Consider the following 18,486-nt stretch of genomic DNA (forward strand, 5'->3'; position numbering starts at 1 on the left):
GTCGATGCGAACCGGGGGTGGGGAGGTGTCAGGGATCAGACGTAGCGTTCGAGGATGCTGGATTCGGCTAGGCGGGAGAGGCCTTCGCGGACCGTGCGGGCGCGGTTCTCGCCGACGCCTTCGACCGTCTGCAGGTCGTCGATGCTTGCCGCGAGCAACTTCTGTAGGTGGCCGAAGTGGTCGATCAGCCGGTCGATCACGGCGCCCGGCAGTCGCGGCACCTTGGCCAGCAGGCGATACCCGCGCGGCGTCACGGCGGCATCCAGCTGCTCGGCCCCACCGAGCTGCAACGCTCGCGCCACCTGCCCGATGTCGAGCAGATCCGTCGGGCTGACCGCATCGAGCTCGAGCAGCACGTCGTCCGCCGTCTTCGGCCTGCGACCGGTGGCCGGCGGCAGATAATCCCGTACGACGAGCTCGCGCTCACCGGCGACACCGGCGACCAGCTCGTTCAGCTGCAGGGTGAGCAACCGCCCGTCGGTCCCCAGCTCGACGACGTAACCGTCGATCTCGGTCGCGATCCGCCGTACCATCTCCAGCCGCTGGGCCACCGCGGCCACGTCGCGGACGGTGACGAGGTCCTCGATCTCGAGCGCGGACAGCGTCCCGGACACTTCGTCGAGGCGGAGCTTGTACCGCTCGAGGGTGGCGAGCGCCTGGTTGGCGCGCGACAGGATCGCGCCGGAGTCCTCCAGCACGTACCGCTGGTCGTCGACGTACAGCGCGATGATGTGCATCGACTGCGACACCGAGATCACCGGGAACCCGGTCTGCCGGGCGACCCGGTCGGCGGTGCGGTGCCGGGTGCCGGTCTCGTCGGTGTGGATCGACGGGTCCGGCATCAGGTGCACGGCGGCCCGGATCAGCTTGGTGGCGTCGCGGTCCAGGATGATCGCGCCGTCCATCTTGCTCAGCTCGCGCAGCCCGGTCGCGGAGAAATCGACGTCGATCTCGAAGCCGCCGGTCGAGATCGAATCGACCGTCTTGTCGTGACCCAGGACGAGCAGGGCGCCGGTACGCCCGCGCAGGATCCGTTCCAGGCCTTCGCGCAGTTCGGTACCGGGTGCCACCGCCGCGAGGGTCGCGCGCATCCGGGCGCCGGTGCTGTTCTTGTCGGAATTGGGGGCCACGATCACTGAGTCTATGCGGTTGGCAGCGGGCCGTGCGGCCGATGTCCGCACCGACCGGCCAGTCGCCGCATTGCCCCTGCAAGTGCGCGTGCATCCGCCCGTGCACCCGTTCCGTGCAGGGGGTCTTCCCCGCGTGAATCCGCCGGGTTGGGTGCGGCGGTGGTAGTGCTACGGGCAGCGGATGACCTGGCCGGCGTACGAGAGACCGCCGCCGAAACCGAACAGCAGTACCGGCGCGCCGGACGGGATTTCGCGCTTCTCGATCAGCTTCGACAATGCGATCGGGATGCTCGCGGCCGAGGTGTTGCCGGACTCGACGACGTCCTTGGCGACCACCGCGTTGACCGCGCCGAGCCGCTTGGCCAGCGGCTCGATGATGCGCAGGTTGGCCTGGTGCAGGACGACGCCGCCGAGCTCCTCGGGAGTGATGCCGGCCTTCTCGCACACCTGCTTGGCGATCACCGGGAGCTGGGTCGTGGTCCAGCGGAAGACGGCCTGGCCTTCCTGGGCGAACTTGGCGTTCGGGCCCTCGATCCGGACCGCGTCCGACATCTCCGGCACCGAACCCCAGACGACCGGGCTGATCTCGGGCTCGTCGCTGGCGACCACGACCGCCGCGCCCGCGCCGTCGCCGATCAGCACGCAGGTGGTCCGGTCGGTCCAGTCGGTGAAGTCGCTGAGCTTCTCCACCCCGATGACGAGAGCCTTCGACGCTGCGCCGGCCCGGATGGCGTGATCGGTGGTCGCCATCGCGTGGCTGAAGCCGGAGCAGGCGGTGTTCACGTCGAGGGCGGCCGGGTTGCCGAGGCCGAGGCGGGTGGCGACCCGGGCGGCGATGTTCGGTGACCGGTCGATCGCCGTACAGGTGGCGACGACGACCAGGTCGATCTCGGCCTTGTCGATGCCGGCGTTCGCGATCGCCTTCTCGGCGGCGAGCCAGGCCATCTCGTCGACCTGCTCGTCGGGTGCCGCGATCCGGCGCTCGCGGATGCCGACCCGGCTCTGGATCCACTCGTCGCTGGTCTCCACGATGGTGGCCAGCTCGTCGTTGGTGAGCACCCGCTCCGGCTGGTAGTGGCCGAGCGCGACAACTCTGGATCCGGTCATCTTGGGGTGCTCCTGCGGTCATCCGGCCAGGCCGGCGGGGGCCCGGGCTCGGCACTGAACCCGGCGGGGCGCTCCCCAGGGTACGTTCCCGGCTCCACCCCGTGGATCCTCCGTCTCACGGATGTGCGCGGAAACACAGGCGCTACCGCGCAGCAGGATCACGGCTCAGGTGAGGCCGGCGGCGTGCAGGGCGGAGGGGAGGTCGGCGGCCGCGAAGACTCTGAGGCCGTACTTCGACTGCATGTCCATCGCCTTCAGTTCCTTGCCGCGGTTGGGCACGTCCGCGGGCACGATCGCCTTGGTGAACCCGAGCCGCGCCGCCTCGGCCAGCCGCTTCTCCAGCCCGCCGACCCGTCGTACCTCACCGGCCAGCCCGACCTCGCCGATCGCGATCAGCCCGGGATGGATCGGCCGGTCCATCACCGACGACGTGACCGCGATCGCGACGGCCAGGTCCGCCACCGGCTCGGCGATCTTCACTCCGCCGACCGTGGCGACGTACACCTCCTGGTCGGTCAGCTTCAGCCCGACCCGATTCCCCAGTACGGCGAGCACCATCGACACCCGGGACGACTCCACCCCGGACGTGGTCCGGCGTGGTTGTGGCGCGGCCGATGGCCCAACCAACGCTTGTACCTCAGCCAGCAGTGGCCGACGGCCCTCCATCATCACGGTCACGCACGTCCCCGCGACGGGCTCGGCGTGCTCGGAGACGAACAGGCCGGTCGGGTCCGACACCTCGACGATGCCGGTGTCGACCATGTCGAAACAGCCGACCTCGTCGGACGGGCCGAACCGGTTCTTCGTCGCTCGCACCATCCGGAAGCCGGAGTGCCGGTCACCGTCGAACGCGAGTACGACGTCGACCAGGTGCTCGAGCATGCGAGGACCCGCGATGGCGCCGTCCTTGGTGACATGCCCGACCAGTACGACGGCGATGTGCCGCTCCTTCGCGAGTCGCACCAACGCACCGGTCACCTCGCGGACCTGGGTCACGCCACCGGGCGCGCCGTCGACCTCGGGGTGCGCCATCGTCTGGACCGAGTCGATGACGAGGAACGACGGCTCGACCGCGTCCACCTGGCCGACGACCGCGGACAGGTCGGTCTCGGCGGCAAGGTAGAGCTCGTCGACCAGCGCGTCGGTCCGGCCAGCTCTCAGTCGGACCTGGGCGGCGGACTCCTCGCCGGAGACGTAAAGCGTGCGCTGACCGCGCCGAGCCGATTGGGCCGCGACCTCCAGCAGCAGGGTGGACTTGCCGACACCTGGCTCGCCCGCGAGCAGGATCACGGCACCTGGTACGACGCCGCCGCCCAGGACTCGGTCGAGCTCGGCGATGCCGGTCGGGCGGGACTCGGCTTCGATCGCGGAGACCTTGGCGATCGGCATGGCCGGTGACGACACTGGCCCGGCGGCGATCCGGGCAGCTTTGGGCGCCCCGACCTCGGCGACGGTGCCCCACGCCTGGCACTCGCCACACCGGCCGATCCAGCGCGCCGACGTCCAGCCGCACTCCGAGCACGCGAACGCCGGCTTCGCCTTGGTGTTCCCCGCTGCCTTCGCCATGCCGACAAACCTAGAGGACGCCGCCGACAGAACGCCGGAGTTCATCCACAAGTCAATGGCGGAAGTGGTTTCGGAGCCGGGCGAGGAGACGGCGGATCCAGCTCACGGCGGTCTGATGCGAGGCTTCTTCGGTGACTTCCGGCGGCTGCGTGGGCTCGCGGGCGGCTTCGAGATATTGCGTCAGCAGCTCGCTTTCGGAACCTCGGAGCACTGCGCTCTGTTCGAGCAGCTCACGCCCGCGTTCGCGGCTGCCGGCGACGACTTCGGCGGAGCCAAGGTGTTGCAGGCAGCGGGCGAGGCCTTCGATTTCGTCGATCTCGGCGTACAGGTGTTCGGCGTGCTGCCACCAGCGTCTGGCCTCGTATCGGCTGCCCTGCATCCACGCGGCCACGCCCATGAGCTCGGACGCGTGTGCCTGGCCGCTGACGTCTCCGGCGGCAGTAGCCCGGGCTACTGCGGGCCGGAGCTGGTCGAGAGCGCCTTCGGCGTCCTGTTGATACAGGTGGACAACTGCCAGGTTGATCTGGATCGCCACCTCGGCAGCAAGGTCCGGGCCCGGTCTGCTCAGCCGTGCGTCCTCCAACCGGTCGCGGGCATTCAGCACGGCCTCTTCCCGGTCGTTGCCCGCCGGCGACCGCTCTGCGCGTGCCAGGTGCAGCAGGGCTCGCTCTACCTGCCGGCGGGTCGTCAGTGCGGCCGCCGTACGGCTGTGGGTCGCCACGCTGTCCGAGATCCCCAGCCGCGTGGTGGCCGTCTCCACGTCGCCCATGAGCCTGAACGCCGTTGCCGCACGGGCTGCGGCGAGCTCCGCCAGGTCACGCCGGCCACATCCGTCGGCGACCGCGGTCAGGAAGTCACTCAACTCCAGCAACGCTTCAGCGTCGTACCTGCGCAGGTACCAGACCTCCAGGGCGTCACAGATCCGTGCGAGGTCGTCCGCGGTGTCCACTCGTGGTTTCTCGTTCTGCAGCAGCTCACGCAGCCCTGACTCGTTCGTCGAGAACCACTCCGCCGCAGCCATCCCGCCCGCACCCGAGCCGAGAGCGACCATCGAGCGCTCGGCCTCCTCCGCCGCGAGGTGCAGGCCCGTAGCCTCCGCCACCGCCGTGATCTGCTGGCGCCGACGCCGGCGCTCCCGCAGGGCCGGAGGTATGTAGTAGATCCCGCAGATCACCGCGCACGCGGCGGTCATGGTGTAGCCCGCCAGCTCGAGCCAGCCGCCGCTGTCGAGCGTTTGCGCAAGCTTCTCGCCCACGATCCCGGACAGCAGAGCTGACGCGATGGCGACGATGCCGAAAAAGCCACCCCTTCTGCGGCTCTCCCGATCCCTGTCCTCCGGCCGGCGTTCTTCCTCAGGTGGAGCGTCGGTCATGGCCTGCTCCCCACAGTCAGGCCACGCACGACCGTCTGCCAGAACGACAGCATCAGCACCACCGGCACAACAGAAGCGACAACAGCCGCGGCTGCAACAGTTCCACTGGACGAGGAGAACTGCCGAGCCTCACCCCACAACACCAGCGACAGGGGCGTCGTACCAGGACCACTGATCAGGAATCCGACGATGAAGTCGTTCCACACCAGTGCAAACTCCAGCACCGCCACAGCAACCAGCGCAGGCCGATACGTCCGCTGCACAGTCGCCAGTACGGCGCTCTGTCGCGCTGGCCCCTGCAATGCCTCAGACACCAACGCAGGCGGAGCAGACGCGAAAGCAGACCGCAGAAGCAGCACAGCGAACGGCAGGCCCGCGGCCGCATGTACCAAGGCCAGTGCGAGCCGCGACCCAGCCAACCCCGCCGCACCGATCGCATCCCGCAGCGGGGCGGCGTACATCTGCACCGGCGTCACGGCCAGCACCACGAACACAGACGTCACGACACGGCCCAACCACTGCGGCAGACCACCCCACGCGACCAGATAGGCCGTCGGTACGGCGATCACCAGCAACACAGCCGTCGCAGCACCAGCGATGAGCACGGTCGACAGCAACGCCCGGAACAACCCGACATTCGCCGCAGCAGCGAACGAAGAGAACCCCAGCCCCGACAACGACCACCAACCGCGCAGACCGGCCTCCCGCGGCGAGTGCAACGCAGTAGCGACCAGCACCACGGCCGGCAGGATCCAGACCAGGCTCACCGCGAAGCCGACAATCCACCCGATCCGCCGTACCCGCTTGCTGGGCTTCGGCCGGCCCACTGACGCATCAGGCGGTACCACAGCCACCGGCATCGCCCACCGACGCCGCCGCAGCCCACGTACGCCGATCACTCCGACGGCAGCGACGATCGCGAACAACACCACGCCAAGCGCCGCAGTGCGACCCGGGTCGGCACCAGTGGTCGTCGCACGCCACCAGTTGAGTCCGAGCACATCCGCAGACCGCTGCATCGGCCCGGGTACGACGATCAGTACCAGGTCGAACACCCGCACTGCCGCGATGACGAGGGTCAGCGTCACCACACCGGTGATGGGACGCAGCAACGGGATCTCCAGCATGGACAGTCGTCGCCAGCCGCTGACACCTTCCGCAGCGAGCGTGCGGCTCACGTCGTCGGGTATCGCATCCAGGCCGGCGCGGAACAACGAGACGACGTACCCCAGCCAGGTCCAGCCGAAGGCGGAGACCAGCACCAGCCAGAACAGGCCAGGGCCGAGCCAGACCGGGCTGGAGCCGAACAGCTGTGTCCAGACCGCCGTCACGGTGCCGCGTTCCGGCGTGGCGTCGAAGATCAGCCGGAATGTTGCCCCCGACACCAATACCGACACGGCGAACGGGATCACCAGTGCGGGTTGCAGGAACGATGTCACCGCTGGCAGTCGATAGCTCAACAGGGCAAGGAGAAACCCGACCACCACCAGGCCGAACGCGACCAGCACCCAGAGCAGACTATTGCCCACGGCACGTAATGCGCCCGGATCGCCCATCACCGCGAAGTTGCCGAACCCGAAACCGTCCGGTGTCCGGAAGGCCGCGACGACAGTCACACCGATCGGCACCAGCAGCAGACAGCTCAGCAGCAGCGCGGGCAGTCCCAGCAGGTACGGCCCGGCCGGTCGGCGGGGTTTGCCCGGCACAGGCCGGCCGCTGACCTCGCGCCCGACCACCTCGAGCGACAGGCCGTTGCTCTGCAGGCCCATCAGCCCTCCACCTTCCGCAACTCGGTCATCGCCGCGTCGACCGCATCAGCCACCACGCCGTTGCCGCGGTCGCCGATGCGGATCAAGAAGTCAGTGAGGACTCGCCAGAGCCTGTCAATGTCACCGAGCCGCCCGAGCCGGTCTGAGAGGTCGAACTGCAGCAGGCCGCCCGGCGTGGCCAACTGCTCCGCCAGCCGAGTGAGCTCGGGGGAGTAGCCCGTCACCCGTCCATCAGCGAGGAACCCACCTTCCTTGATCCACGGATCCGCTGCCGCTGGAGCGGCGAGACGTCGTACCAGGTCTCGGGCGTCGTCGGTGGTGGGCTTCGGCAGCACCATGACGTCACCGCCCACCACTACTGGAGCTGCTGCACCAGAGCTGAGCGGTGGGAAGGTGAAGAGGCCGATGTCGTTGGGGTCCGCGGCGAAGGACCGCACTACAGGCTCTGCGAAGTCAGAGGCCAGCACCATGGCAGCTCTGCGATGGCCGAACACCTCGACGATGGCATCAGGGAACTGCTGTACCAGTGAGCGCTTCACACCACCTGCCAGCGTTTCAGGCGCCGACCACATGCTGCCCAACAGACGCAGGGCAGCCGCGAACTGTGGCTGCCGTGACGGACGTGGAGTGGTCGCTGTCGCGAGTGCCGCGTAGACAGACGGAGCTATACCGAGCAGCACGTTCTCCAGGAAGTCCGTGAGCACCCAGCCATCTCCGGCAGCCAGAGACAGCGGACGGATGCCAGCCTGCGTCAGCGTCCGGTTGAGCGTCAGCCACTCGCTCCACAGCCGCGGCGGTTCGACTCCGACCTCTCGGAACACCGACGGCCGGTACCAGACCGCGGACTTGTGTGCCGTCTTGAATGGGACGCCGTACGTAATTCCGCCTTGCACCAGGAGTTCGGACCAGAGCCGGGCCCGGCCGAGCTGTGCCACGTCGTCTGGAATGGGTTCCAGGTCGCGGAGCTGGCGCGGGACGAGTCCAGGCTGCGGCAGCATCACGATGTCCGGCCGGTGTGGCGAGCGAGGGCCGAAGGCGGTCGAGATGTCATCGCCCAGCGGTACGGTCTCCACTGGATAGTCCAGCTTGCCGAGCCCTTCGAGTACGGCGTGGAACGCACGCAGCTCCTGCCCACTCCAGCTCACCGCGATCCGCACACTGCGACGTAGCCCAAGGACGTCACTGGAACACCCAGCAGCTAGCAGCGATGTCGCAGCAGCTCCCAGGAACGCGCGTCGATTATGCGGCACGGCGGAAGCCCGTCGTACGCGCGGAATCGGTGGTGATGAGCAATAGCGCTGCAGACCAGAGCTCGGGGTTGCTCTCGAGCCGCAGCAACGAGCCCCACGTTGGCAGGCCGCTTGCGTCCTCCAGCACGATCACCGCCGGGTGTGCACGCAGCGCCCGAGCCACGCCGGCCAGCCGACGACGGCCTGGCGTGATCTCGTGCGGATAGCGATCCAGTACGTCTTCCAGGCCACACCGAGCCGCGGTCACCCGGCACTCCTCTTCAGCAGCCTTACGGGTGATCCGGTGAGTGACTGTGTGCCCGTGCACCACGTTGCCGAGCACAGTGAGGTAGGGGAGCAGACCGCCTTCAGCAGGCACCAGCCGGACCGCACCAGCGGTTTTGACCACGGCACCGTCGGGCGGCTCCTCCGCACCGATCAGCAGGTCGCCCAGTTGCCGGGCTGCGGCGGCAGAGGGCATCACCAGCGCTCGCTGCTCACCGATGTCGATCCGGAGTCGCTCGGGCAGACCCGGTAATCGTTCGAGCAGCAGTCCGTCCATGCGCTGGCTGGCGCCTCCCCAGAAAGTTAAGTGCCATCACCCTAGAGTGATCAGAGGGCCGTTCGCAGCCGGGGCCGCGCGCCGTTTCAGAAGGGGTTCAGAAGGTCCGACTCCACAGGTTGACCGCGTAGTCGACCTCCACGCCGGGATGCGACGCAATGATCCGCTCGGCGTCGGCCGGAGTGAACTCGATCCGCACCACCGCCTCGAAGTCCTCCCGCCGCTCGAACCGCCAGCCCATGTCGAGCTGGGTCCGCTGCCAGCCGCGCGCGGCCCAGAATCGTTCCACCACAGGCGGTTTGATCATCGGGTACGCCGCGCTGAACCACCGCCCGAACGTCGACCGGCTGCCGTCGTTGTCGATCACGAACGCGGTCCCGCCGCGCCGCATCACCCGGTCCAGCTCAGCCAGCCCGGGCTCACAGCCCGGCCCGAAGAAGTACGCCCAGCGTGCGTGCATCACGTCGACCGAGGCATCAGCCACCGGCAACCGCTGCGCCGTACCTTGCCTGATCTCGACGTTCGCCAGCTGGCGAGTACGACGCTTGGCCGCACGAGCCAGCCCGCCATGCGGCTCCACCCCGATCACCCGGGCCGCGGTCGCCGCGAACATCGGCAAGTGGAACCCGTTCCCGCAGCCGATGTCTAGCACCGTCGCCCCGGCCCAGTCCCGGATCGCCCGCATGGCCGGCTCGATCACGCCGTCCGGGTCCACCGCCTCGTTCTCGACCTCGTACACCTTCGGGTGGTGCCAGATGTTGGGACTCGGAATCCCACCTTCCGCGATGCTCACACCGCTAGACCTTAACCACTGCCTGTTTGGTGGTGGCGGCGAGCAGGGCGACCGGGATCAGCAGGAGGCCACACAGTACGGCGAGCCAGTGGAAGCCGAGGTGGGCCAGCACCGGGCCAGACGCCGTACCGGAGATGGAGGCAAGGACTCCCATGGTGAGGTCGGACAAGCCTTGGGCGGAGGTGCGGATGTCTTCGGGGACCGAGCGGGAGAGCAGTGTGGAGCCCGACACCAGGCAGGCGGACCAGCCGACGCCCAGCAGGAACAGAGCGGTCGCGGTGAGGCCGTGAGCGTCGTCAGGGGCCAGCCCGGCGACTGTCATGGCTGAAGCCAGCACTGCGAGGCCGATGCCGATGGTGGGGATGCGGCCGAGGCGGTCGGCGAGCCAGCCCATCAGGGGCGAGAGGGCGTACATGCCGGCGACGTGACCGCTGATGACGAAGCCGACGATCGTCAACGAAGCACCGTGGTGCCGTAGATGGACAGCCGTCATCGACATGACTCCGACCATCACCGCATGCGCCGTGCCGATGGCCAGCAGACCGAGCCGGGCGTGGGGGATGGCCAGGACGCGACGGAGAGTCGTGAGGAGTGGCTGGCGCTCGAGCCGAACGCGCGGCGTCCCCTGCTGCAGGCGCCGGAGGCCGAACCACACTGTCGCCAGGCTGATGCCGAAGGCGACCACCGAGAAGATGTACGGACCAGCCAGAGCCAGTACGCCGAGCGACGTACCGACTGAGCCGCCGACGCCGGTGAGGTTGGGGCCGATGACCACACCGATCGTGGTGGCCCAGACGACGAGCGACAGCGATCGGGCGATGTGTTCCGGGTCGGCTGCGTCAGTGGCGGCGTACCGGGACTGCAGGTTGGAAGCGGAGCCACTGCCGAACAGGCATCCAGCTAGCAGTAGCAATGCCATCGAATCCACCTGCGCGGCGACGATGCTGAGCACCGCACCGGCCGTGGCGATCAGGTAACCAGTTGTCAGCGACACCCGACGCCCTCGCGACCGCGCGAGCCTAGCCAGCGGTACGGCGAGGATCGCCGCGCCCAGCGTGGTCGACGTGGCAACCAGTCCGGCCATTGACGTCGACCCGGAGATGTTCTCCGCCAGCAACCCCGCCACCGCGAACCCACTGGCCACGGCCACCCCGCCCAGCACGTTGCTGACCACCAGCACGCGCAGAGTGGTTCGCTGCAGCTCGGCAGGGCGGGGCAGAGGCTCTTCAGCGGTCACCGGCTCACCATCTCATCTACCTGAATGGGAAGGCATCCCGATTCTGGGTGTTCGGCAGCGTTCTCAGTATCTGGATTGCGCGCACTTCCGAACATAGACGGGGGAGATCTCCGCTTATAGGATCGTCTTGACGTAATTCGATCCCCTTGGAGTCCGGATGTCCGACATCGCGATCGTCCCTGCCCCGCGCGAGCTCACCGTTTCCGGCGACCAATGGGTCACCGAAGACCCGATCGCCGACGCGGTCCGGACGGTGGTGGAGAACCTCGGCGAGACCGAGTACCGCATCGACATCACCGCCGACGGCGCGCGGCTGTCGGCCGGTTCCGAGGATGCGCTGCGGCACGCGGAGACGACGTACGAGCAGCTGATCGAGGCCGCCGTACCGGCCGAGGACGGCAAGGTCGCGGTGCCGGCGGTGCACATCGCCGACGCGCCGCGGTTCGGCTGGCGCGGAGTGATGCTCGACGTCGCCCGGCACTTCATGCCGAAGGACTTCGTGCTCAAGGTGATCGACGTACTCGCGCTGCACCGGCTGAACGTGCTGCACTTCCACCTCACCGACGACCAGGGCTGGCGGGTCGAGATCGACGCCTACCCGAAGTTGACCGAGGTCGGCGCGTGGCGTACGGAGACCATGGTCGGCCGGATGACGCACGAGCAGACCGACTTCGAGTACGACGGCACGCGGCACGGCGGCTTCTACACCAAGGATGACCTGCGCGAGATCGTCGCGTACGCCGGCGAGCAGGGGATCACGGTGGTCCCGGAGATCGACCTGCCGGGGCACATGCAGGCGGCGATCGCGGCGTACCCGGAGCTCGGCAACTTCCCCGACAACCAGCTCGGCGTCCGGCAGATCTGGGGCATCAGCGACGACGTCCTCAACGTCAACGACGAGACGGTCGAGTTCGTGAAGACCGTGCTGCGTGAGGTGCTGGAGCTCTTCCCCGGTCCGTACATTCACCTCGGTGGTGACGAGTGCCCGGCGGTGCAGTGGGGTGAGGCGGAGGCAGCGCAGAAGCGTCAGGCGGAGCTCGGACTGTCCGAGCCGAGCCAGTTGCAGGGCTGGTTCACCGCGCAGGTCGCGGCGGTGCTCGCCGAGGAGGGCCGCCGGCTGGTCGGCTGGGACGAGATGGTCGAGACCGACTGCCCGCAGGATGCGGTCATCATGGCCTGGCGCAGCGCCGAGCGTGGCGAGGTCGCCGCGAAGGCGGGCCACGAGGTCGTGATGACGCCATGCGAGTCGGTGTACTTCGACTACTACCAGGGCGACCCGGCCACCGAACCGCTCGCGATCGGCGGCCTCATCCCGCTCGAGAAGGTCTACGACTTCGAGGTGATCCCGTCCGGGCTCAGCGCCGAGGAGGCGGCCCGGATCATCGGCACCCAGTGCAACGTGTGGACCGAGTACATGGAGGGCCCGGAGCAGGTCAGCTACATGCTGCTGCCGCGGCTGAGCGCCTTCGCCGAACGCGCCTGGGGCTCGCCGAAGACGTCGTACGACGAGTTCCTCGGCCGGCTGCGACCGCACCTCGGCCGCATCGAGCGGCTCGGTCTGAACTACCGCCCGTTAGATTGAGGTGAATTTCTCCCAGGAATCAGTAACGGCAGGGACCTCGGCAACGATGTGACGTTCGTGCGCTTTCCAGGGGGCAGGCGCACTGATCTGTCCTTCTGCCACGACGTCGCACCATCCCAGCGACGCCGTACCTGTTGACCTTGGGGGTCTACATGCGCGTGTTGTCATTCCTCGCCGCCGCCGGCGTTTTCGCTGCCGGTGTGATCGGCGCCGCTCCGGCGGCCGAGGCTGCGGGCACCTGCAGCCTGTACGTCCAGAGCAAAATCTCGATCGGTTCGCCGTACCGGACCATCACGGTCAAGGAGGGCCCGAACTGCACGTCTGCTGGTGTCATGGACGCCTACTGGACCGCTGTTCACCCTACGCAGGGCGAGGGAGTTGGCGCCGACTTCGAGAACTACGCCCGCTCGACCACGGTCCCCATCTATGACTTCTTCCCGCTCGGGAAGTGGACCTGGCGTGGCGATGGCGCCTACAAGGCGGCCGACACCACGCCCTCGGTGTACCAGTACTCGCCGGTCACCGATGTGCGGCTGGCCTCGTACGGCCGGGTGTACCCGACGCGGACCGGGTCGAAGGTGAACATCAAGACCTCCGCGAACCGCTACTGGGCCGGCGGCAGCAAGTTCATCGGCTGGTCCGGCGCCCGCGGTCAGATCCAGTACCGTACGCCCGGCACCACCACCTGGAAGGGCCTGAAGGACGTCTACTCGACGTCGACCGGGGCCTACAGCTACACCTACTCAACCACTGCGGTCCGCGAGTACCGGGTCGTCCTCTACGCGGTCAGCACCATCTGGGAGTCGACCAGCCCGATCGTCAAGAAGTAGTTCCACAGCTCGAACGCGCCGGCTGCGAACCGTCCTGATTCACAGCCGGCGCGATATTCCTTTGGGGGGAATTCTCATGCGTTTGTTGTCGTTCCTGGCCGCTGCCGGCGTCTTCGCCGGCAGTCTGGTCGCTTCCGCGCCGGCGGCCGATGCCGCAGGCACCTGCAGCCTGTACGTCCAGAGCCGGATCTCGATCGGTACGCCGTACAAGGAGATCACGGTCAAACAAGGTCCGAACTGTGCGGCGGCGGGTGTCACGGACGCCGCCTGGACCGCCATTCACCCGACGAAGGGCTGGCAAGCCGTCGCGTACTTCGAGAACAGTGCGCGTACCGACTACATCGATGTCTACTCCGACGCCCCGCTCGGCCGGTGGACGTGGCGCCCCGACTACGCCTGGGATGCCAGCTACACCGATGTCTATCAGTACACGCCAGTCACCGATGTGCGGCTGGCGTCGTACGGGCGGGTGTACCCCACGCGGAGCGGGTCGAAGGTGAACATCAAGACCGCCGCTATGCGTTACTGGGCGGGCGGTGACAGGTTCATCGGCTGGTCCGGCGCTCGTGGTCAGATCCAGTACCGTACGCCGGGCACCACCACGTGGAAGGGCCTGAAGGACGTCTACTCGACCTCCACCGGCACCTACAGCTACACGTACAACACCACCGCAGTGCGTGAGTACCGGGTCGTCCTCTACGCGGTCAGCACCATCTGGGAGTCGACCAGCCCGATCGTCAAGAAGTAGTCCCTATCTGCTCGAACAGCGCCGGCTGTGAACCTTTCTGGTTCACGGTCGGCGCTGTCTTTGTTGATGCGGTAACCAAATCTGGGTGAAGGGTGTTGAGGAGCTGTAGACGGCCTGGAGTACGGCGGCGACGATGAGTGGGCCGGGAACCAGACCGGGAGCGGGAGGAACCATGACCGTGTTGATGCCACGCCTCCGGCGCGGCGGGTCATGGGGCTTTGACTCCCGGCCTTCCCTCGTCACTCCGGTCGCTTCGCTCCGTCCGCTCCTCAGTCCAGGCCGGGAGGCCCCATGACCAGGGTGGGGCCGCTGGATGCGATGTTCTTGCTGGGCGAGAGTCGTGAGCAGGCGATGCATGTCGGCGGACTGATGGTGTTCGAGCTGCCGGAGGGCGCGGGGCGCGATCATGTGTTTCCGGAGCGGTCGCGGGACTACGTGGCTCGGCTGTACCGCGACATCGTCGAGGTGCAGACGGTCAACCCGCTGTTCGGCCGCCGGGTGCGGAACCGGGTCGCGGATCTCGGGTATTGGTCGTGGGAGCAGGACGCCGATGTCGACCTGGAGTACCACGTGCGGTTGTCGGCGCTGCCGCGGCCGGGGCGGTTCCGGGAGTTGTTCGAGCTCACCAGCCGGTTGCACGGGACCTTGCTGGACCGGCGCCGGCCGCTGTGGGAGATGCACCTGATCGAAGGCGTCGAGGGCCGCCGGTTCGCCCTCTACAGCAAAATCCACCACTCGATGATCGACGGCGTGACCGCCCTCCGCTGGATGCAGCAAACCCTCACCCCCGACCCAACCCGCACCAATATGCCCGCCACCTACGCTCTCCCGGACGCAGGTGGCAGCCGCGCCCCGACGCGGGGACTTGTCGGCAACGCCGCCCAGGCAGTTGGCGGCACGGCTCGGCTGCTCGCGGATCTGGCCGGACTTACCCCGGTCGGGCTCAAAGCGCTCGTACGGACGTTGCAGTACGAACATTCCGCGGCTGCGTTTCAGGCGCCGCGGACGGTGTTCAACCAGTCGATCACCGGGTCCCGCCGGTTCGCGGCTCAGTCCTGGCCGATCGAGCGATTGGAGAAGGTCCGCGCGATCACCGGCGCGACCCTCAACGACGGCATGCTCGCCATGTGTTCAGGTGCCCTGCGCAACTATCTGCTGGAGCTGAACGCCCTTCCGGGCAAGGCGTTGACGGCGATGGTGCCGGTGTCGTTGCGCAGCCGCGACGAGGCCCCGGGCGGCGGCAACTCGCTCGCCACGATGATCGCCGACCTCGCCACCGACGAGCCCGACCCCGGGCTGCGGATCCGGCGCATCATGGCGTCGACCAGCTACGGCAAGGGCGTCCTGTCCCAGCTCACCCCGCTGCAGAACCTGATGCTCGGCGCCCTCGGCTTCGCTGTCGCCGGCCCCGCGGCTGTCATTCCCGGCGTCGCCAGCCACAGCACCCCGCCGTACAACCTGGTCATCTCGAACATCCCGGGACCAGCCGAGAGCCCGCTGTATTGGAACCGGTCGCGCCTGCTCGGCATGTACCCGGCGTCCATCGTGCTCAACGGCCAGGCCCTCAACATCAGCGTCACCAGCTACGACCACCACCTCCACTTCGGCCTCACCGGCTGCCGCCGCACCGTCCCCCACCTCCAACGCCTACTCCTCCACCTCGAAACCGCCCTGGCCGACCTCGAAAACATTCACTGAACCCGGATCAGCGGACCATTTTCGGCATGGAACCAGGCGAGCGGGGAGGCTCTTCTGCCACATCTGCGGGCCCGCTCGCCGTCCCCCGTCGACAGGGGAGGGTTTTCCGCTCTATCCCAGCAAATACCTCCACCGTCCACTGCAAAACCCTCCACCATCCACCGCACCCTGCGAACGCATCCAGTCACCCGGCCCGCCGTGGGTGCTGCTCCCGTGCCTGGAGCGGGGTCGACTGGGGAGTCCGACCTGTCGATTCAGGTAGGCAGCGCTCCCCGCACCCCCGCTCGCTCAGAACCGACTTCCGACACACGGCCGGGCAGGGTTACGTACAGCGTGGGAGATCCCATGAAATGGTCCGCTTGGATCCGTGGGGGCGCCGGGGCAATGGACGGCCCGCCCGGATCGAGGGGACCAGAGTAGCCGAGGCTCGATCGCGCGAAAGATCTGGGTCACAGACGGACGATGCCGTTGGGGGTTTCGAAGACGGCGGCTACCAGGCCGGGCTGGCCGTTGGGGCCGATCCAGTTGACGTCGAGGTCGTCGAGGAGGTGGTCGGCGGGGTGGCCGATCCAGTCGCTGACGCGGGCCGGGTCGCCGGCGATCTCCAGGGCGCTCAGCTTGATGCCCTTGCCGCCGACCGACGGGTGCTGAGTCAGGTCGTCCCAGTGCACGAAGAACGGAAGCTGCGGGTCGGCGATCAGGCCCTTCACGCCGATCTGCCGCCAGGTCAGGTTCACGCCGTCCGGACGGTGCCGGTTGCCCGGGACCGCCTCGCGGCCGAGCCGCTTCTCCATCCGCTCCATGTCACGGACCGCGACCACCCAGCCGAGCCAGCCGCCGCCGAGCTCCTTGCGGGCCCGGACCGCCTGACCGAACGGCGCCTTGTCCGACGCCGGGTGATCGAGCACGTCGACCACTTCGATGTAGCGGTCGTTCTCCAACGGCAGGATCTGGTTGATCGTGCCGAACCGCGGATGCACACCACCGTCGACGAACTCCGCCCCCAGCAGCGCGGACAACCGCTCGACCGTCGCGCGGCACCCATCGGGTCCGCACGCGTACGACAGATGATCCAGACGCATGCCAGCCATTGTGGTCCCCATCACCGACAGTCGCCGGACCGGGGGTGTCGCATACGCTGAGGGCCATGCGCACAGTCGTCATCGGCGGAACCGGCCACATCGGCACCTACCTTGTTCCCGAGCTGGTCCAACGAGGTCACGAGGTCGTCGTCCTCAGCCGCGGTGAACGGACGCCGTACCAGTCGAGTGGCGGTTGGAACCAGGTGCGGATGGTCCAGGTGGATCGCGACGCGGAGGACGCTGCCGGCACGTTCGGCAAGCGCGTCGCCGACCTCCAGCCAGATGTAGTGATCGATCTGATCTGTTTCACCGAGGACAGTGCTCGCCAGCTCGCCGAGGCTGTGCACGGCAAGGTCCAGCACCTGCTGCACTGCGGCACAATCTGGGTGCACGGCCCGAGTGCGACCGTGCCAACCCGGGAGGACGCGCCGCGGCGGCCGTTCGGCGACTACGGCATTGCCAAGGCCGCGATCGAGAAATACCTGCTCGACCGCGCCCGCCGCGACGGGCTGCCGGCCACCGTCATCCATCCCGGGCACATCAGCGGACCGGGCTGGACGCCGGTCAACCCGGCCGGCAATCTCGATGTCGGCGTCTTCGAGATGCTTGCTCGCGGCCACGAGCTGCTCCTGCCGAACCTCGGCCTGGAGACCGTCCAGCACGTGCACGCCGCCGATGTGGCCGGAGTCTTCCTCGCCGCGCTGGCGAACCGCTCGGTGGCGGTAGGTGAGAGTTTCCACGCGGTCGCCGACGGCGCGATGACACTACGCGGGTACGCCGAGGGCGTGGCGGCGTGGTTCGGTCACGAGGCGCAGCTCGCGTTCCTGCCCTGGGACGAGTGGGGTCAGACCGTGTCCAAACAGGACTCCGCGATCACCCGGGATCACATCACGCACAGTCCGCACTGCTCGATGGAGAAGGCCGCGCGGCTGCTCGGTTTCCGCCCGCGCTACTCCGCGCTCGAAGCTGCGCTGGCCGGGGTCAGCTGGCTGGTCGAGAACGGCAAGATCGCTACTTAGACGCCGGGTGCCGCAGTAGCCGGCCCGACTCCAGGTGCTGCTTGCAGTACTCCGCGAGTACGTCGTACGCCTTGAGGCCCATCAGGGTCTGCAGCTCGACCTTGCTCGACTCGTAGACCGCCTCGACACCGATGTGCGCCTCGGTGTTGCCGGTGCAGTACCAGTCCAGGTCGTGACCGCCGGGGCCCCAGCCGCGCCGGTCGTACTCGCCGATGCCGACCTCGGTGTACGTCGTACCGTCCGGTCGCTCGACCTCGCGGAACGTCCGGCGGATCGGCAACTGCCAGCACACGTCCGGCTTCGTCTCGACGAAGTGCACGCCCCGCTTCAGCGCCAGCCCGTGCAGCGCGCAGCCGCCGCCACCGGGGAAGTCCGGGCGGTTCAGGAAGATGCAGGCGCCTTCCCAGACGCGGGTCTTGCGGTCGCCCTCGTCGTCGGTCTCGACCCAGCCGTTCTTCCGGCCCTCCTTGCGGAACTGCCAGTCGTCCTTGGTCAGCTCCTTCACATAGCCCTTGACCCGTTTCTCGTCGTCGGCGTCGGAGAAGTGCGCCCCGAGGGTGCAGCAACCGTCGTTCGGCCGGCCCTTGTAGATGCCGCGGCAGCCACCGCCGAAGATGCAGGTCCAGTTGGACGTCAGCCAGGTCAGGTCGCAACGGAAGACCTGATCCTGGTCATCCGGATCGGTGAACTCGACCCAGGCACGGGGAAAATCGAGAGAAACCTCAGGCACCTGGAAAGCGTACGCGCGTATTGCCCACAACT

16 protein-coding genes are annotated in these 18,486 nt (G+C 68.0%); 5 read left to right on the forward strand and 11 right to left on the reverse strand.

Features of this window, described 5'->3' with window-relative positions:
- Positions 1-35: 35 nt before the first annotated feature.
- The 9 genes from disA to EV646_RS10400 form a co-directional block, all read right to left on the reverse strand.
- A complete protein-coding gene (gene disA, locus EV646_RS10360) occupies positions 36-1,091 on the reverse strand; it encodes a DNA integrity scanning diadenylate cyclase DisA (protein WP_132147785.1) in 1,056 nt (351 codons plus the stop codon).
- Between the two features lie 207 nt (positions 1,092-1,298).
- On the reverse strand, positions 1,299-2,237 hold the full coding sequence (locus tag EV646_RS10365) for a beta-ketoacyl-ACP synthase III (RefSeq protein WP_132146726.1): 939 nt from the start codon (positions 2,235-2,237) through the stop codon (positions 1,299-1,301).
- A 165-nt stretch (positions 2,238-2,402) separates the two neighbouring features.
- Positions 2,403-3,803, reverse strand: coding sequence for a DNA repair protein RadA (gene radA / locus EV646_RS10370; protein ID WP_132146728.1), 1,401 nt, complete (start codon positions 3,801-3,803; stop codon positions 2,403-2,405).
- Positions 3,804-3,855: 52 nt separating this feature from the next.
- Positions 3,856-5,175 (reverse strand): hypothetical protein, encoded by a 1,320-nt coding sequence (locus EV646_RS10375; RefSeq protein ID WP_132146731.1) that lies wholly within the window; start codon positions 5,173-5,175, stop codon positions 3,856-3,858.
- On the reverse strand, positions 5,172-6,944 hold the full coding sequence (locus tag EV646_RS10380; RefSeq protein ID WP_132146734.1) for an ABC transporter permease subunit: 1,773 nt from the start codon (positions 6,942-6,944) through the stop codon (positions 5,172-5,174). Before EV646_RS10380 ends, EV646_RS10375 begins: the two co-directional genes overlap by 4 nt.
- Positions 6,944-8,089 carry an ABC transporter substrate-binding protein gene (locus EV646_RS10385; protein WP_241995735.1) on the reverse strand — a complete coding sequence of 382 codons (1,146 nt, stop codon included), beginning with the start codon at positions 8,087-8,089 and terminating at the stop codon, positions 6,944-6,946. Before EV646_RS10385 ends, EV646_RS10380 begins: the two co-directional genes overlap by 1 nt.
- 94 nt (positions 8,090-8,183) lie before the next feature.
- On the reverse strand, positions 8,184-8,735 hold the full coding sequence (locus EV646_RS10390; protein ID WP_132146740.1) for an ATP-binding cassette domain-containing protein: 552 nt from the start codon (positions 8,733-8,735) through the stop codon (positions 8,184-8,186).
- A gap of 97 nt (positions 8,736-8,832) precedes the next feature.
- Positions 8,833-9,528, reverse strand: a complete 696-nt coding sequence (locus tag EV646_RS10395; protein WP_132146743.1) for a class I SAM-dependent methyltransferase — start codon at positions 9,526-9,528, stop codon at positions 8,833-8,835.
- Between the two features lie 4 nt (positions 9,529-9,532).
- Entirely contained in the window at positions 9,533-10,765 is a 1,233-nt protein-coding gene (locus EV646_RS10400; protein ID WP_132146746.1) for an MFS transporter, read from the reverse strand.
- Between the two features lie 157 nt (positions 10,766-10,922).
- Between EV646_RS10400 and EV646_RS10405 the strand changes: the two genes are divergently transcribed.
- The 4 genes from EV646_RS10405 to EV646_RS10420 all read left to right on the forward strand — a co-directional run bounded on the left by EV646_RS10405 (position 10,923) and on the right by EV646_RS10420 (position 15,623).
- Complete coding sequence (locus EV646_RS10405) at positions 10,923-12,347, forward strand: beta-N-acetylhexosaminidase (protein WP_132146749.1); 1,425 nt, start codon at positions 10,923-10,925, stop codon at positions 12,345-12,347.
- 152 nt (positions 12,348-12,499) lie between these two features.
- Positions 12,500-13,177: a hypothetical protein gene (locus tag EV646_RS10410; RefSeq protein ID WP_132146752.1), complete on the forward strand. Its 678-nt coding sequence runs from the start codon at positions 12,500-12,502 to the stop codon at positions 13,175-13,177.
- A 76-nt stretch (positions 13,178-13,253) separates the two neighbouring features.
- A complete protein-coding gene (locus EV646_RS10415) occupies positions 13,254-13,925 on the forward strand; it encodes a hypothetical protein (protein WP_132146755.1) in 672 nt (223 codons plus the stop codon).
- 291 nt (positions 13,926-14,216) lie between these two features.
- On the forward strand, positions 14,217-15,623 hold the full coding sequence (locus EV646_RS10420) for a WS/DGAT/MGAT family O-acyltransferase (protein ID WP_132146758.1): 1,407 nt from the start codon (positions 14,217-14,219) through the stop codon (positions 15,621-15,623).
- 449 nt (positions 15,624-16,072) lie between these two features.
- Here EV646_RS10420 and EV646_RS10425 read toward each other — a convergent pair whose 3' ends face one another.
- Positions 16,073-16,705, reverse strand: a complete 633-nt coding sequence (locus EV646_RS10425) for a VOC family protein (RefSeq protein WP_132146761.1) — start codon at positions 16,703-16,705, stop codon at positions 16,073-16,075.
- 65 nt (positions 16,706-16,770) lie between these two features.
- On the opposite strand from EV646_RS10425, the gene EV646_RS10430 reads away from it, so the two are divergent.
- Entirely contained in the window at positions 16,771-17,724 is a 954-nt protein-coding gene (locus EV646_RS10430; protein ID WP_132146764.1) for an NAD-dependent epimerase/dehydratase family protein, read from the forward strand.
- On the opposite strand, the gene EV646_RS10435 is transcribed toward EV646_RS10430, so the two are convergent.
- Positions 17,717-18,454: a DUF3109 family protein gene (locus EV646_RS10435; protein WP_132146767.1), complete on the reverse strand. Its 738-nt coding sequence runs from the start codon at positions 18,452-18,454 to the stop codon at positions 17,717-17,719. The genes EV646_RS10430 and EV646_RS10435 overlap by 8 nt on opposite strands.
- Between the last annotated feature and the right edge of the window lie 32 nt (positions 18,455-18,486).

Source organism: Kribbella antiqua (assembly GCF_004345665.1).
Lineage (GTDB): Bacteria > Actinomycetota > Actinomycetes > Propionibacteriales > Kribbellaceae > Kribbella > Kribbella antiqua.

Excerpts from the sequence above, each read along its gene's own strand:
- EV646_RS10415 (WP_132146755.1), top strand. The coding sequence starts at position 13,254 with ATGCGTTTGTTGTCGTTCCTGGCCGCTGCCGGCGTCTTCGCCGGCAGT.
- radA (WP_132146728.1), bottom strand. The coding sequence starts at position 3,803 with ATGGCGAAGGCAGCGGGGAACACCAAGGCGAAGCCGGCGTTCGCGTGC.
- EV646_RS10405 (WP_132146749.1), top strand. The coding sequence starts at position 10,923 with ATGTCCGACATCGCGATCGTCCCTGCCCCGCGCGAGCTCACCGTTTCC.
- EV646_RS10410 (WP_132146752.1), top strand. The coding sequence starts at position 12,500 with ATGCGCGTGTTGTCATTCCTCGCCGCCGCCGGCGTTTTCGCTGCCGGT.
- EV646_RS10420 (WP_132146758.1), top strand. The coding sequence starts at position 14,217 with ATGACCAGGGTGGGGCCGCTGGATGCGATGTTCTTGCTGGGCGAGAGT.
- EV646_RS10365 (WP_132146726.1), bottom strand. The coding sequence starts at position 2,237 with ATGACCGGATCCAGAGTTGTCGCGCTCGGCCACTACCAGCCGGAGCGG.
- EV646_RS10375 (WP_132146731.1), bottom strand. The coding sequence starts at position 5,175 with ATGACCGACGCTCCACCTGAGGAAGAACGCCGGCCGGAGGACAGGGAT.
- EV646_RS10430 (WP_132146764.1), top strand. The coding sequence starts at position 16,771 with ATGCGCACAGTCGTCATCGGCGGAACCGGCCACATCGGCACCTACCTT.
- disA (WP_132147785.1), bottom strand. The coding sequence starts at position 1,091 with ATGCGCGCGACCCTCGCGGCGGTGGCACCCGGTACCGAACTGCGCGAA.
- EV646_RS10380 (WP_132146734.1), bottom strand. The coding sequence starts at position 6,944 with ATGGGCCTGCAGAGCAACGGCCTGTCGCTCGAGGTGGTCGGGCGCGAG.
- EV646_RS10425 (WP_132146761.1), bottom strand. The coding sequence starts at position 16,705 with ATGCGTCTGGATCATCTGTCGTACGCGTGCGGACCCGATGGGTGCCGC.
- EV646_RS10390 (WP_132146740.1), bottom strand. The coding sequence starts at position 8,735 with ATGGACGGACTGCTGCTCGAACGATTACCGGGTCTGCCCGAGCGACTC.